A 13,837-nucleotide genomic window follows, 5' to 3' on the forward strand; every position below is an offset into this window, starting at 1 on the left:
GCGATCCGCTACCTGTCCATGTCAGTCAGTTTCGCCGCTATGGCCGTATCGATGGCCGCAAGATCGGCCGAATCCAGCCGGATGGTCCCGGCTCGCGCATTGTCGAGCGCTTGCGCCGGATTGCGCGCCCCGCAAAGTGCAAAGGTGACGCCCGGCTGCGCCAGCGTCCAGGCAATCACGATCTGGGCGATGCTGGCGCCGTGTTTTTCGGCGACCGGCCGGATGTCGTCGGCCAGCGCCGTTGCCTTCTGGCGATTGTCGACTGAAAAGCGCGGATTATCCTTGCGCTGGTCGTCGCCTGAGAACACCCGGTCCGGACCGATGGTGCCGGACAGCAACCCCAACGCCAGCGACGAGTAGCTCAGCGTCGCAATGCTGTTGGCCTTGGTCAGCGGCAGAAGCTCCGCCTCGATCTCCCGGTCGATCATGCTGAACCGCTCCTGGATCGCATCGAGACCACCAGCAGCAATATAGGCATTGAGTTCGTCGGGGCTGACATTGCTTGCGCCGATCGCCCGGATCTTGCCCGATGTGCGCAGGTCTTCCAGCGCCCGCATCGTTTCCTCGACCGAAGTCGTCGGATCTTGCCAATGAGTGATGTAGAGGTCGATATAATCGGTTCCAAGCCGCCTCAGACTTTCCTCGACCTCATGCAGGATGGCGTCGCGGCCGAGATAACGGTGCACCGGCTTGCCGTCTTGATCGAAGAAATGACGACCCTTCTGCGTATGCCAGACAAGGCCGCATTTGGTGGCGATGACTGCCTTGTCGCGGCGCCCGGTCAGCGCCTTGCCGACGATCTCCTCGGAACGTCCAAGCCCATAGGCGGGCGCCGTATCGATCAGCGTCACGCCGGCATCGAGCGATGCCTGGATCGCGGCGATGGATTCGGCTTCATCGGTCCCGCCCCACATCCAGCCGCCGATCGCCCAGGTGCCCAGTCCCACCGCCGAGGCGGAAACGCCCGATTTGCCGATCTCACGTGTCAATTGCTGTCCGCTCATGCCCATTTTCCTTCGCCATTCGCCAGTGCCAGCACCCGCGCACCCGTCGCCTCATCGGTCACCAGCGTATCGAGATGATTGCCCCTGAGAACGCTGAGGATCGGGCCTGCCTTGTTCGGCCCGCTCGCCACACCGATCTTGGTGGGGATCGAGGCGAATTCCGGCAGCGTCAGCGACACCAGCGAACGGTTGAGGCTATAGTCGCAGACTTGGCCATGATCATCGAGCAGATGCGCCAGCAATTCGCAGGAGGCGCCGGACCGCTCGATCGCGGCGCGGTCGGTGCTCGAGGATGGATGCAGGTCGTAATAGCTCGAATCGTCCGAGAGGATCGAGCCGATGCCGACCACCGCCACTTTCGCCTCGCGCGCCCGTTTGAAAACGTCTGCGACGGAACGCATGTTGATCAGCATCGCCCGCTGCTCGGCATCATCGGCAAAGAGGGGCGCGTGGATCTGGTAGGAACGTCCCCCAAGCCGGTCGGCCATCAAGGTCGAGACATGATTGACGTCAGTATAGTGTTTACCCTGCACGCAGCCGGTTGCTGGAATGACCTCGACATTGAACCGACGCGGCGGCTGCAGACCGGCGACGACGGCGCTCACCCCTTTGCCGCCGGTGATGCAGATCGTATCGCCGTCGATGATCTCTTCCAGCAGCAACCTTGCTGCCGCTTCGCCAACGGCCTGAAGCGCCGTCTGCGGATTGTCGGACACGGTCGGCACCACCACAGCACGGCCGATGCCGCCAAGCGCTCGTAGCCGTTCTTCCATATCGACCAGCGGCTCGACCGGCGACTTGATCTTGATCTCGACCAGACCGAGCTGGCGGCCGCGCTTGATCAGGCGGTTGACGGTGGCGTGCGAGATGCCCAGCTGATCGGCAATCTGCGCCTGTGTCAGCCCCTCGAGGAAATGCAGGACCAGAGCCTGGTGCATCTGCCGGGCGATGACGATTTCCTCGCGCGGCGCATTTGCGGGCTTGAGCTTGGCTATCGGCATATCAGGCAGCCTTCCGCTTGTGCAGGAAATGGTCGATCGAGACGGCGGCAAGCAGAATGCTGCCTTTGATCATGTCTTGCCAATAGACGGACACGTCAAGCAAGATCAATGAGCTTGTTACGACCGACAGCAGGGCAATACCGAGAATAGCCCCAAGGATCGTGCCGGAACCGCCATTCAGCGACGCACCGCCGATCACCGCGGCGGCGATGATGTTGAGCTCCATGCCGACACCAAAGGTCGGGGTCGCGGCACCGAAGCGGGACATGTAGATCACCCCGGCAACGCCGGACAGCGTGGCGCAGAGCACCGTCACCCAGAATTTCACCTGGTTGGTCTTGATACCGGAATAGAGCGCCGCCTTCTCGTTGCTGCCGGTGTAGAACACCTTGCGGAAGGCGGTTGCCCGGCGCAGCAGGAAGTCGAACAGCACGACGACCGCAACAAAAATCAGGATTACATAGGGGACGCCATAGAATGTGCCCTGCCCGACCGCCTTGAACGAGGGCGGCAAGGTGAACAGCGACAGCGGCGTACCCTTGGTGATGATCAGGCAGATACCACGCACGATGACCATCGCCGCAAGCGAGGTGATGAAGTGGTTGAGCCCGACGACCGTGACGAAGAAGCCCATGACACAGCCGATCAGGCCGCTGGCAATGATCCCGATCAAGGATGCGCTCCATGGATCGAGCCCCATCAGGAATAGCGAGCCCGACAGCACCATCGAGAAGCAGACGACCGAGCCGACCGACAGGTCGATGCCGCCGACAATCAACAGGATGGTCATGCCGACGACGACGATCCCTTCCACCGAGAACGACATCAGCATCGCCCGGAAGTTGCCGAGCGTCAGAAAATGCGGCGAGGCAAAGCTCATGACGATACAGAGCGCCAGGATGATCGCGATCAGTCCCGCCTCGCGCATCGTCCCCAGCCGTTTCCAGCCGGGCGCGCGTGCCTGATGTGCCGTTGCCAGTGTAGCGTCCGCCATGACCCTGTCTCCTGCCCCTGCTTTTTCCCTACGCGGCATGCTCTGATGCCTTTGAATTGTTGTGACCGCCGATACCCGAGGCGAGCCGCATGATCGTTTCCTCCGTCATCGCCTCGCCCTCGACCTCGCCTGCGACCGTGCCCTCGTGGATGACCAGCACCCGATCGCACAGGCCGAGAAGCTCCGGCAGTTCCGACGAGATGACGACGATGCCGATGCCGGAGCGCGCGAGATCGCGCAGCAGCCGGTGGATTTCCGATTTGGCGCCGACATCGATGCCACGGGTCGGCTCATCCATCAGAATGACCTTGGGATCGACCGCCAACTGCTTGGCAATCGCCACCTTCTGCTGGTTTCCGCCCGACAGCGACGAGACCGGCATATCGATGCCACCCATCCGTACGCCGAGCCGCCGGGCCAGGTTGTGGGCACGATCCGCCTCGGCCTTGGAATCCAACAGTCCCAGCGGTCCGGTCAGCGATTTCAAATCGAGAACGGCAATGTTCTGGGCGATGGAAAGATCAAGGAAAATGCCGGAGCCTTTCCGGTCTTCCGACAGGTAGACGACACCCGCCTGCGCTGCCTGCGCATAGGACCGCGCCCGCAGCCGCTGTCCATGCAGTTGCACCTCGCCGCCGGTTACAGGCCGCAATCCGCAAATACCTTCAGCTATCTCCGTGCGCCCCGAGCCGATCAGCCCGCCGACGCCGAGAATTTCACCCTTGCGCAGGTCGAAGCTCACATCCGTGAAGCGGCTGCCGTCGCCGAGATCGCGGACGCTCAAGATGATCTCATCGGTCCGCTCCGCCAGCGCCTGCTTTTCCGGATAGAGCTGGGTGATCTCGCGCCCGACCATGCGGCGCACCACATCATCCGGCGTCAAGTCCGCCACCTTCTCCGTCGAGACATAACGGCCATCGCGAAACACGGTGACCCGGTCGCACAGGCTGAAGATTTCGGCCATGCGGTGGCTGATATAGATGATCGAAATACCCTGCGCCTTGAGGTCGCGGATGATTCCGAACAGGACCTGCGTCTCCGATTCCGTCAAAGCAGCCGTCGGTTCGTCGAAGATCAGCACCCGGCAATCGAGCGTCAGCGCCTTGGCGATCTCGACAAGCTGCTGACTGGAAATCGACAGGTCGCCGACTTTGCGGCGCACGTCGATCGGCGCCAGACGATTCATCACGACCTGCGCATCCCGCTCCAGCCGGCCATAATTCATGAAAGGGGAGCGGCGGCGGTTGGTCGCGGCCATGAACATGTTCTCGGCCACCGTCGCATCGGGGCAGAGCGCGATTTCCTGATGCACGAGGCCAAGCCCGAGCGATTGCGCCACGGCCGGCGACGTCACCGTTACCGGCGCGCCATCGACGAGAACGTCCCCTTCGGTCGGCTGCTGCACGCCGGCAATGATGTTCATCAGCGTCGACTTGCCCGCGCCGTTTTCGCCGCAAAGCGCATGAACCTCGCCCTTCTCCAGGCTGAAGCTCACATCCGTCAACGCCTTCACCGCCCCGAAGTGCTTGCTGACATTGCGGATTTCCAGAACCGGCACCGACGCCATCATCGTCTCCTCCTCACGCTCGCGGTGGCTGTCCGGAGTTTCCTGCCTCCGGACAGCCGGCACAAAGGCTTACTCCTCGATGCCTTTGGTGCCCCGCCGCTTCAGATACTTGTCCCAGTAGAAGTCGTCGGCATTATCAGCCGTGACGATCGACAGGCCGTTGTCGACGAACGGAATGCTCATCGGGTTGAAGCCGGCGCGCTTGGCGTCGTTCATCGGGTCGATGAGTTCCGGATGCTTGGCCAGCCACAGAAGCATGAAGCCCATGTAACCCTGCATGCCCTGGTTCGGATTGATCGAACCGAACACTTCGCCTGCCTTGATCATATCGAGAATGTTGGCATTGACGTCGGCGCACATCACGAGGATCTTGCCGCCGCTTTCCTTGTTGGCCTGCGAAGCGCCGATGGCCGAATTCGCTTCCGGCAGGAAGACGGCCCCAATGTTCGGATGGGCCTGCACCAAGCTCATCAGGCCCTGATAGGCCTTGTTCGGGTCCTGGTTGGACGCAGCGCGGCCGACGAGCTTCATGTCAGGATATTTTTCCTCCATGCGGGCGATGAAGGCGGCGATACGCTTGTCGTGGTTGTCCTGGCCCGGATTTTCGAGAACGGCATATTCACCCTTGCCACCCATCTTTTCGGCAATCGCGTCCGCCGCATAGGTGCCTTCGCGGGTATTGTCCGAGGTGACGAACGAGATGCGCTTGGAAAGCGGTGCATCGGCTGCGAAGGTCACGACCGCCGTGCCCTGGTCGATTGCCCGGTTGATCGGCTCGATGAACGGATCGGAGTTCATCGGATGAACGAGGATACCGGCCGGGTTCTGGGCCAGCGCCTGGTCGAAAGTGGCGATCTGCTTGTTGACGTCATATTCCGGCGTGCCGGTATAGGCGGTCTCGCAGCCGAGCTGCTGACCGGCCTGCTTGAACATTTCATAGACCGGGAACCAATATTCGACGCCCGATACCATGACGTTCATGACGTATTTTTCACCCGGCTTGCAGCGGAACGGATTTTCCGTGTCCGCGCTGGCCACGCCGGCCAAAAGCGTCGATGCAAGGACCGCCAATGCGGTCGTGCTTAGAAAATTGCGCAAGTTTCCTCCTCGAGGCCGAAGCCCCTCCCAAATATCCGGCGGCGCCTTAGCGGCTGCCGATGATCCATTGAAGACCGGAGTTCCTCCTCGAAATCCGGTATGGGCAGGTAATCCCAGACACAGCAGCCTGTCAATATAATTCACACACTGAAATATATTTCACTCGCTAGGTCTTTGGATCGGTTGTTTGCCGCACGCGTGGGCTAACGGAGCACGCCGGCTTCTTCGGCCGCTACTTTGAAAGCCAATGCGGCCGCGGCTGCATCGGCTCGCCCGTGGACGGCGTCCGTGCAGATCTTCTTGGCGGTGGCGAAGGATGCCGCTTTCTCACGCGGCCAACAGGTCATCAGATATGCGAGCGCGTCCCTGCTATTGCGGATACTTTTAAGATGGTCGCCATCCCCAACGATGACCTCAACGGGCTGGTCCCAAAAATCGCGGCGCATCGACATCTCCTCAGCTCTTCGGCTATGGCTGAACGTCATCTGCGCGGGCTCGTTCCAGCATGGGACTTTGGTCCCATACGGTCGGGCGAAAGATCCTTATGCGCTGCACGTGCGCGGTTCTCCTCCACTGGATTGTGATCCTCATTCGCTCTACAGCAAGGGACGTGTTCCGAGCCCGTCCCCTTAAGGTGCAATTCATCTATGACGAAAAAAATTTATCTCGCCGGTCCTGAAGTGTTCCTTCCAAACGCCCGTGAAATGCTCGACCGGAAGGCCGCGCTTGCCCGCGAGGCGGGACTTCACCCACTCTCACCTGGTGATCTGGAAATCCCGCAAACGAACTCGAAGCGCGAGCGGGCGGCAGCGATAAACGCAGTGGATGAGAAGATGATGATGGAGGCCGATGCCATCATCGCCAATCTCACACCGTTTCGCGGCATTGCCGCCGATACCGGGACGGCTTTCGAACTCGGCTTTATGTGCGCAAGCGGCAAGCCTGTCTTCGCCTATACGAATGTGGCCCGCGATCACAGCGGACGGGTGAGCGATCTTTATGGCGGCGCCGTCGCCTATGATGGTGAAGGTCGGCTGCGAGACCCGAACGGGATCGCGGTCGAGGATTTCGGCCTGGCCGACAATCTCATGCTGCACGCCGGGATCGAGCGGCGCGGCGGCGTCCTCATCGTCGGAGACGCGGCTCGCGATGCGCTCTATACGGATTTAACCGCGTTCAAGACCTGTCTCGCCATCGCAGTCGAGAAGCTGCGATAAAGGACTGTCCAGGCGTTTAGATGATCGAGATGCGCCGTTCGTTGGGCTTCCACGCTGAGCTATGGATTTGAGTCCCCCTTAAAGCGCTGACATATCGGAGGGAAGCGTTAAACCGAAGGCGTCACGCGCCATCAGGCAAGCAGCATCTCCGGGAACGCATTCGCGACAAACGACAGGCCGAATATCGTAGACGACGCAAGATGTCTCAACACCGACCCGACCGGACAATGCAGCGCAACGCGACCCGTTACAACGCATTCCCGTCTCATCTGCAGCGACGAAGCGCGGTGGCAGCAAATCGAGAGCAGCATCACTTTCCGTGGAAAATCTTGGCCAGTCAGGTGAAAAGGAGCAACACGCACCGCAGGTTTGGCAATCTAGATCGCTTAGTGAGTTCATAACCAGCTCCTACCACGGCACCTCCCGGCAACGCAAAGTGCTTAATACGGAAGATGACTTGAGGCGGAACGGATTCAGGCGGCCTTTGCGGTGTCCTCGCTATGACAAATCTCCATTGACAGCACTTTTAGGCATTCCTTGCTGAAAGCTGCCAATGAAGTGCCGAACGATAGAAGACGGCGAGCAAACAAAATCACGGACGAAACTGACCATTGACATTGGCGGTGTTAAGGCCGAAGCCGCACTCGGCTGCGCAATGCGCGGCCGTTTTCACGAGGATTCGAGAGATGAAGACCAAGGCGGCTGCAGCCAACGCCGGAAACCTGATCATGACGGGTATCGTGCTGATGCTGCTCGGCGATCTGCTCTTTGCGCTGAACGATGCTATGGGCAAATGGCTGCTCACGAACTTCGCCCTCGGTCAGGTACTGGTGATCCGCTCGGTCGGCTCTTTCATCGTGCTTGGGCCGATGATCGCACGGCAAGGGCCGATGGCCCTGTTCCGTGTCGAGCAGAAGCGCCTCCAGTTCATACGTGTTTTCATGGCGACCGCCGATGTCGCCCTGTTCTACGCGGCCGTCGCCTATCTGCCGCTCGCCGACGTCATGACCTTCTATATGGCCGGGCCGATCTACATAGCCGCGCTCTCGCATTTCTTTCTTGGGGAGAAGATCGGCTGGCGTCGCTGGCTAGCCGTTTTGGTCGGCTTCGCGGGCGTCGTCATCGCGCTGCGTCCGTCGACGGCGATGCTGTCGCTTCCGTCGCTCTTCGGCCTTGCCGGCAGCCTTGCCTTTGCGCTGTCGCTGGTGATGAGCCGTTATCTGCGTTCGACCAGCGACACGACCCTGGTGACGTGGCAGACGATCGCCGCCCTTGCCACCGGCATTGCGCTGAGCATCGGCCATTGGCAGCCGGCAACGCTCGTCAATTGGTCCGGCATGCTCCTGCTCGGTGTCGTCGCCACCTGCGCGCATCTCTTGATCACCCGCTCGCTGAAGCTCGCACCGGCATCGCTGCTGGCGCCGATGCAATATACGCTGCTGCTCTGGGCGATCGTGCTGGGCTACATCTTCTTCAACGATATTCCCGATATGCAGATCATCGTCGGCGCCGCAATCATCGTCTTTGCCGGGCTCTTCATCTTCCATCGGAAGAACCTGAAAGAGACGGTTCCGGTCGAAGCCGTCCCGCCCGACGGCCATTGAGGCTATAGCGCCGCTTATCTTTCAGTTTCGCACAGGACGCCGCTGTAACCCCTGGAATTCCTGCATTTCCACGGAACAATTTGGACGCCTGCACGCTACTCCCGAGCATTCAAACCCGGGAGATCGCAATGGCGTTCATGACCCTCGAAGACCTATCCTCGCAATTGAAGAAGATCGATTTCTGCATGCTGTCGACGAACGCCGGGTCGGGCCGCATCTCGGCCCGCCCGATGAGCAATAATGGCGACGTCGAATATGACGGGGATTCTTGGTTCTTTTCGTATGAGGACAGCAGGAAAATCACGGAGATCGAAGGCATCGACATGGTCTCGCTGACGTTCACGGCACCGCCCAGTCTCCTCGGCAAGCCGGGGATCTTCATAGCTGTCGAGGGCGTCGCCTCACTGGTGCGGGACAAGGCGGCATTCGAAGACCATTGGGTGCCCGATCTCGAGCGGTGGTTTCCGGAAGGTGTGGACACTCCCGGGATCGTTCTTATCAAAGTTTCGGCGTCCTCCATCCGCTACTGGGATGGTGAGGAAAACGGCGAGGTCACCCTACCCGGATTAGCGAGCTAAGAGAGCGGCATAACGGTGTGCCCTACTCTGCGGGCGGCTCTTCCCAGCCGAAGACGCTCCGGCCGGCGAAATCGGCGGACTGGCGGAATTCGCCGGCGATGATTTCCTTGAGGTCAGGGCCTGTCACATAGCGTTCCATCTGCCTGGATTGATTATCCAGGCGCTTGAGCGCCTGCAACTCTTCCTCCCGTCCGAGCCTGGCCTTCTGCACTGCCGATTTCATTACGCCGATCGTCTCGTCATAGACCTTGAGCGGCACCGGGAAGGGATGGCGGTCCTTGCCGCCATGGGCGATGGAGAAGCGTGCCGGATCGGAAAAACGGCAGGGTGCGCCGTGGACGACCTCGGCCACCATAGCCAGCGCCTCCACCGTGCGGGCGCCGACACCGGGAACCAGCAGCAGCTCTTCGAAATCCGCCGGCCCGCGGTCGGCTGCGGCAGCAAGATTTCCATGCAGACGCCGCATATTGACATCGCTCTCGCGCACGTCGTGATGCGCCGGCATGATCAGGTGCGGCAGCATCGGCTGCTCGGCTGGCTCGGGCGCCGGCTGCTTGACACGCAGCAGCGCGGCGGCCTCGCGGATGATCCGGTCAGGACCGAGTGTTGCCAGCAGATCGAGCTGGCCGCGCCGCGACCGCTCGGCGCGCCGGTCGGCCAGATTGACGATCGTGCCCTGGCTCCTGCCCTCGATTGCCGCATGCGGCGAGTCGACAAAACTCTCCAGCCCCTCCGACAGCCAGTGATAGCGCCGTGCCTGCCGCCTGTCGCCGTTCATGCCCTGTTGCACGACCACCCAATGGCCGTCATCGGCGACGATGAAACCGTGCAGATAAAGATCGAACCCATCCTGAAGCGCAGCGCTGTCGACCTTGGCGATGAGACGGCTCGTTGTCGCCAGGCCTTCGCCATCGAGGCCGACGCGTTCGCCGATCGAGACGAGCTCGTGCGGGGTTTTGCGCGAATGCGCGCCGCGGCCGCCGCAGACATGCAGGCCGAGTTCGCCGGAGCGCGGTTTCAGCCCGCGCTTCAAGGCACCGAGAACACTTGTGGTGATGCCGGAGGAATGCCAATCCATGCCCATCACCGCGCCGAAGGACTGAAACCAGAAGGGATGAGCGAGCCTGCGCAGGAATTCGTCCCGGCCGTAGTGATGCACGATCGCTTCGGCGATCAGGGCTCCGAGCCGCGTCATCCGGTCGCCGAGCCAATGCGGCACACGTCCCCCGTGAAGGGGAAGATCGGCGCTGCCTGCGCGTTGTGACATCTCGTTTCCTTACGCTTTCCATCACTCCGACGCCGCACGGAACCCAAAAATATTCCAGGCGTTTGTTTTCGCAGTTAGAAGCCGAGGCAATCATGACCGCAATCGAGACCGTCTTCAATAACCCGAGCCTGCCCCAGGCAAAATCGCAATGGCCGGACGGCCGCGAAAAACGGAATCACAGCGCTTTGCGCCTGGAGGGCATCGCCGAGAAGGCGGCCTTCCTGATCAACGGCAACCGATATTTCGCCGAAGTTTCGTGGGCGCTGCGGCAGGCACGGCGCACGATCTGGATTATCGGCTGGGATTTCAATCCCGACATCCCGTTGGAACCGGAGCAATCCGACGAGACTTTGGCAGACCTGTTGCATGGGCTCGCGGCGGCCAATCCCGAACTCGAGATACGCATCCTCATCTGGGCGCTCGGGCCGGTCTATTCGGAAAAATCCCTGCAGGTGCTTCGCAAGAAGAACTTCCCTAAGAATGCCCGGATCGACCTGCGTTTCGATCTTCAGGGTGCCGTTCGCGGCTCTCACCATCAGAAACTCGTCTGCATCGACGACGCCGTCGGCTTCATCGGCGGCATCGACCTGACGTCGCGGCGATGGGACACAAAGCGCCATCATGCCAGGGACAGGCTCCGGCGGGACCCCGAGGGCGTGTCCTACGATCCGCTCCATGACGTTCAGGCGATGGTCACGGGCGACGCCGCACGGCTGATCGGCGATATCGCCAGGCGACGCTGGGAAACAGCTACCGGCGAAAGGCACCCGCCGCTTGCCGAGCGCGCGCCCTTTCCCTGGCCGGACGATCTTGCTGTTTCGCTGCGGGATATCCCGGTGAGCTTCGCGCTGACGGAGCCGTCGACGACCTTGTGCGCCGGCATCAGCGACGGTATCGCCTCGACATTGGATATCATTTCGCGAGCACGGCGCCTGCTTTATATCGAGGCGCAATATCTCGCCTCCTTCCGCGTCGCCGACGCCATAGCCGCACGGCTGCAGGAGGAAGACGGGCCCGAGGTCGTCATCATCTGCACGCGCAGCTCCCACGGGCTGATCGAAAAGATTATCATGGGCGGCAATCGCGACCGCGTCATCCGCCTTCTCAAACGGGCCGATCGCGCGAACCGGCTGCGGGTCTATTTTCCCGTTGTGCCCGGGCCGACAGTGCCCGGGCCACTCGTGCCCGGGCGGACAGCACCAGCGACTGTCGACGAGGTCGAGGTGCTCATCCATTCCAAACTGATGATCGCCGACGATGAGCTGGTGCGCATCGGCTCCTCCAATCTCAACAATCGCTCCGAAGGGATTGATTCGGAATGCGATATCCTATTCGAATCTGAAACAGACGAGCACCGCCGCGCGGTGGCGGAGCTGCGTAACCGCCTGCTGGCGGAATATCTCGGAACAGGCACCGAGACCGTTGCAGCCGCCTACGCGCAAAGCGGCTCGGTGATCGAAGGGATCGAGGCGCTGAATGACGACGCCCGGGGTCTGAGAGAATTCGTAGTCGAGCTTTCCGGCAGCACCTCACCGGTCAGAGGGACCGGGTTCTTTGACCCGGCCCGGCCTTTCCTGCCGCTACGCCGATTGGGCCTCGGCGCGCTCGTCCGCTTCCTCGTCCGTCCCGCGTGATCTTCGGAAGACGATCTCACTGATGAGGAGAAGCGTCGTGCCGAGCGCCAACGGAATGAAGAAATAGGCGCAGCGAAACGCGATCAGCGCGCCGATCGAGGCTTCCTGCGGCACGGCATAGGAGACAGTCGCCTCCAGCACGCCGAGCCCACCAGGAACATGGGTTGCGAGAATTGCCGAATTGGCCAGCACATACGCCGTCACCGACCTGAAGAAGGCGACGTCGCCGAAGGCAGAGAGCATCTGGTGCAGGCAGGCGGAAACGAGGATGAAGTTGATCGTCCCGATCGCGACCTGCGCGACGGCAATCGAAAATCGCGGCAACTGAAACGACCATCGCCAAAGGCGCAACTTGCCGCGGATGAAAAACGCCAGCGCCGCATAGACGACCGGCACGATGAGCGCCAGCACACCGAAAATGCGTACATTGGCCGTATCAAGCCGCAGCAGGCGCCCGGCATCACCCGGATTGACGATTAGAGCAAGGCCGCCGAGCGTGATCAGCCCGAGCCCGACCGTGACGCCGCAGAACAGGATAATTTTCGCTACGTCCTCGGTCGTCAGTCCCCAGCGCGAATAAAAGCGGTAGCGGAAAGCACCGCTGCTCAGCCCGGCAAAACCGATATTGTGGCCGAGCGACAGGCTGATGAACGAAGCCAATGCAATTTTAGGATAAGGCAAGGATTTGCCGAGCGAACGGATCGCCAGCAGATCGAAACAGCCAAGACATAGATAGGATGCCGCAGCAAAGAGAAGCGCTGTACAGAAGCTTGAAAGCGGTATGCTGCGAACCGACTGGACGATCTGGTCGAGGCTGTACTGCTCGAAGATGCGATAGAGAAGAAAGACAGCAAAACAAAGGGCGGCAACCAGCAGTCCATTCCAGATCATGCTTTTCAAGCTCATCGATTGTCCTCGGGAGTGCGAGCGTGGTGGGTCGATAATCTGGAACGATCAAACGAGTTTTGTGTTCCCCCGGAACACGATCGATGTCCCAAGGGACGAGTTTCAGCGGACCCATGGCGGAAAAATCAATCAGACTCCTGACTTATAACGTGCACAGTTGTATCGGCAGCGACCGTAAGCTCGATCCCGGGCGCATCGCTTCGGTCATCGCCGAGGCGCAAGCCGACATCGTCGCGCTTCAGGAGGTCGATGTCCTCAGGCGCAGGACCGGCGGCATCGACCAGGCGCATATGATCGCCTCGCTGCTCGAAATGCAGGCCCATTTTCATCCGGCGCTGTCGGTTGCCGAAGAGCAATATGGCGATGCGATCATCACCGCTCTGCCGACAGGCGCGGTCAAGGCCGGCCCGCTGCCATCCATCGGCGAACAGCGCGGCGCCCTTTCCGTCGAAATCCTGGTCGGCGACAGAAAACTGCTGGTTGTCAACACTCATCTCGGGCTTCGCGGCCGCGAGCGCATGCGGCAGATGACGACGCTATTGAGCGCGGGCTGGCTGCGCGGCACGGCGGACGAACCGCTTCCCACTATTCTCTGCGGCGACTTCAACGCCATTCCGTCGTCGGCGACGTACCGACTTGCCGCGCGATCGCTGAAGGACGCCCAGCTCGCAGGCAAGGACCGGCCTAAAGCGACCTTTCCCTCCCGCTACCCGCTGATGCGTATCGACCACGTCTTCGTCAGCGACGATCTCGTCGTCAAGAAAGCGGCCGTGCTGCAAAACCGGCTGACGAGGATCGCTTCGGATCACCTCCCTCTTCTTGCAGAAATCTGCTTCGCCTGAACGCTGGCGCCACGCGCGACCTCCTAGGCGTTGTTATCCACTGAAAAACGACACGCATCAGCGCTTGCAGCGACATTGAAACGAATATTTCACGAATAATGTTATATGGAATATCTGTTCCGCCC

General features: G+C 60.9%; 14 protein-coding genes. 5 read left to right on the plus strand and 9 right to left on the minus strand.

The features are described 5' to 3' along the window. Nucleotides 1-8: 8 nt before the first annotated feature. The 6 genes from K6N12_RS04080 to K6N12_RS04105 all read right to left on the minus strand — a co-directional run bounded on the left by K6N12_RS04080 (nt 9) and on the right by K6N12_RS04105 (nt 6,110). Complete coding sequence (locus K6N12_RS04080) at nt 9-1,004, minus strand: aldo/keto reductase (protein ID WP_222148763.1); 996 nt, start codon at nt 1,002-1,004, stop codon at nt 9-11. Continuing rightward, nucleotides 1,001-2,005 (minus strand): sugar-binding transcriptional regulator, encoded by a 1,005-nt coding sequence (locus K6N12_RS04085; protein WP_017991367.1) that lies wholly within the window; start codon nt 2,003-2,005, stop codon nt 1,001-1,003. The genes K6N12_RS04080 and K6N12_RS04085 overlap by 4 nt, the downstream gene beginning before the upstream one ends. Before the next feature lies 1 nt (nt 2,006). Further along, complete coding sequence (locus K6N12_RS04090) at nt 2,007-2,999, minus strand: ABC transporter permease (RefSeq protein ID WP_222148764.1); 993 nt, start codon at nt 2,997-2,999, stop codon at nt 2,007-2,009. 28 nt (nt 3,000-3,027) lie between these two features. Beyond that, complete coding sequence (locus K6N12_RS04095; protein ID WP_097628138.1) at nt 3,028-4,566, minus strand: sugar ABC transporter ATP-binding protein; 1,539 nt, start codon at nt 4,564-4,566, stop codon at nt 3,028-3,030. 69 nt (nt 4,567-4,635) lie between these two features. Next, nucleotides 4,636-5,664: a substrate-binding domain-containing protein gene (locus K6N12_RS04100; protein WP_222148765.1), complete on the minus strand. Its 1,029-nt coding sequence runs from the start codon at nt 5,662-5,664 to the stop codon at nt 4,636-4,638. 203 nt (nt 5,665-5,867) lie between these two features. After that, nucleotides 5,868-6,110 (minus strand): DUF982 domain-containing protein, encoded by a 243-nt coding sequence (locus K6N12_RS04105; RefSeq protein WP_097628139.1) that lies wholly within the window; start codon nt 6,108-6,110, stop codon nt 5,868-5,870. A gap of 201 nt (nt 6,111-6,311) precedes the next feature. Between K6N12_RS04105 and K6N12_RS04110 the strand changes: the two genes are divergently transcribed. After that, nucleotides 6,312-6,881 carry a nucleoside 2-deoxyribosyltransferase gene (locus K6N12_RS04110; protein WP_097628027.1) on the plus strand — a complete coding sequence of 190 codons (570 nt, stop codon included), beginning with the start codon at nt 6,312-6,314 and terminating at the stop codon, nt 6,879-6,881. Nucleotides 6,882-6,959: 78 nt separating this feature from the next. On the opposite strand, the gene K6N12_RS04115 is transcribed toward K6N12_RS04110, so the two are convergent. After that, the gene (locus tag K6N12_RS04115; RefSeq protein ID WP_097628028.1) at nt 6,960-7,280 is read right to left on the minus strand and encodes a YkgJ family cysteine cluster protein; all 321 of its coding nucleotides are present in this window, start codon (nt 7,278-7,280) and stop codon (nt 6,960-6,962) included. Between the two features lie 287 nt (nt 7,281-7,567). Between K6N12_RS04115 and K6N12_RS04120 the strand changes: the two genes are divergently transcribed. Together K6N12_RS04120 and K6N12_RS04125 are read left to right on the plus strand one after the other, a co-directional pair. Further along, complete coding sequence (locus K6N12_RS04120) at nt 7,568-8,485, plus strand: DMT family transporter (RefSeq protein WP_097628029.1); 918 nt, start codon at nt 7,568-7,570, stop codon at nt 8,483-8,485. 128 nt (nt 8,486-8,613) lie between these two features. Then, the gene (locus K6N12_RS04125; RefSeq protein WP_097628030.1) at nt 8,614-9,063 is read left to right on the plus strand and encodes a pyridoxamine 5'-phosphate oxidase family protein; all 450 of its coding nucleotides are present in this window, start codon (nt 8,614-8,616) and stop codon (nt 9,061-9,063) included. Between the two features lie 22 nt (nt 9,064-9,085). Here the strand turns inward: K6N12_RS04125 and K6N12_RS04130 are convergent, their stop codons facing one another. Beyond that, nucleotides 9,086-10,330, minus strand: a complete 1,245-nt coding sequence (locus K6N12_RS04130; protein WP_222148766.1) for a DUF763 domain-containing protein — start codon at nt 10,328-10,330, stop codon at nt 9,086-9,088. 92 nt (nt 10,331-10,422) lie between these two features. Here K6N12_RS04130 and K6N12_RS04135 point away from each other — a divergent pair, with 92 nt between their 5' ends. Beyond that, entirely contained in the window at nt 10,423-11,964 is a 1,542-nt protein-coding gene (locus tag K6N12_RS04135; RefSeq protein WP_222148767.1) for a phospholipase D-like domain-containing protein, read from the plus strand. Here K6N12_RS04135 and K6N12_RS04140 read toward each other — a convergent pair. Then, nucleotides 11,911-12,870, minus strand: coding sequence for a lysylphosphatidylglycerol synthase domain-containing protein (locus K6N12_RS04140; RefSeq protein ID WP_131710534.1), 960 nt, complete (start codon nt 12,868-12,870; stop codon nt 11,911-11,913). The genes K6N12_RS04135 and K6N12_RS04140 overlap by 54 nt on opposite strands. Before the next feature lie 113 nt (nt 12,871-12,983). On the opposite strand from K6N12_RS04140, the gene K6N12_RS04145 reads away from it, so the two are divergent. After that, on the plus strand, nt 12,984-13,712 hold the full coding sequence (locus tag K6N12_RS04145) for an endonuclease/exonuclease/phosphatase family protein (RefSeq protein ID WP_097628034.1): 729 nt from the start codon (nt 12,984-12,986) through the stop codon (nt 13,710-13,712). The last annotated feature ends 125 nt before the right edge of the window (nt 13,713-13,837 follow it).

Source organism: Rhizobium redzepovicii, assembly GCF_019793435.1.
GTDB classification, from domain to species: domain Bacteria; phylum Pseudomonadota; class Alphaproteobacteria; order Rhizobiales; family Rhizobiaceae; genus Rhizobium; species Rhizobium redzepovicii.

What these genes read in the sequence shown, in the direction of transcription:
- K6N12_RS04130 (WP_222148766.1), bottom strand. Translation starts at nt 10,330, where the DNA reads ATGTCACAACGCGCAGGCAGCGCCGATCTTCCCCTTCACGGGGGACGT.
- K6N12_RS04110 (WP_097628027.1), top strand. Translation starts at nt 6,312, where the DNA reads ATGACGAAAAAAATTTATCTCGCCGGTCCTGAAGTGTTCCTTCCAAAC.
- K6N12_RS04120 (WP_097628029.1), top strand. Translation starts at nt 7,568, where the DNA reads ATGAAGACCAAGGCGGCTGCAGCCAACGCCGGAAACCTGATCATGACG.
- K6N12_RS04125 (WP_097628030.1), top strand. Translation starts at nt 8,614, where the DNA reads ATGGCGTTCATGACCCTCGAAGACCTATCCTCGCAATTGAAGAAGATC.
- K6N12_RS04140 (WP_131710534.1), bottom strand. Translation starts at nt 12,870, where the DNA reads ATGAGCTTGAAAAGCATGATCTGGAATGGACTGCTGGTTGCCGCCCTT.
- K6N12_RS04090 (WP_222148764.1), bottom strand. Translation starts at nt 2,999, where the DNA reads ATGGCGGACGCTACACTGGCAACGGCACATCAGGCACGCGCGCCCGGC.
- K6N12_RS04080 (WP_222148763.1), bottom strand. Translation starts at nt 1,004, where the DNA reads ATGAGCGGACAGCAATTGACACGTGAGATCGGCAAATCGGGCGTTTCC.
- K6N12_RS04085 (WP_017991367.1), bottom strand. Translation starts at nt 2,005, where the DNA reads ATGCCGATAGCCAAGCTCAAGCCCGCAAATGCGCCGCGCGAGGAAATC.
- K6N12_RS04145 (WP_097628034.1), top strand. Translation starts at nt 12,984, where the DNA reads ATGGCGGAAAAATCAATCAGACTCCTGACTTATAACGTGCACAGTTGT.
- K6N12_RS04135 (WP_222148767.1), top strand. Translation starts at nt 10,423, where the DNA reads ATGACCGCAATCGAGACCGTCTTCAATAACCCGAGCCTGCCCCAGGCA.
- K6N12_RS04105 (WP_097628139.1), bottom strand. Translation starts at nt 6,110, where the DNA reads ATGCGCCGCGATTTTTGGGACCAGCCCGTTGAGGTCATCGTTGGGGAT.
- K6N12_RS04095 (WP_097628138.1), bottom strand. Translation starts at nt 4,566, where the DNA reads ATGGCGTCGGTGCCGGTTCTGGAAATCCGCAATGTCAGCAAGCACTTC.
- K6N12_RS04115 (WP_097628028.1), bottom strand. Translation starts at nt 7,280, where the DNA reads ATGAACTCACTAAGCGATCTAGATTGCCAAACCTGCGGTGCGTGTTGC.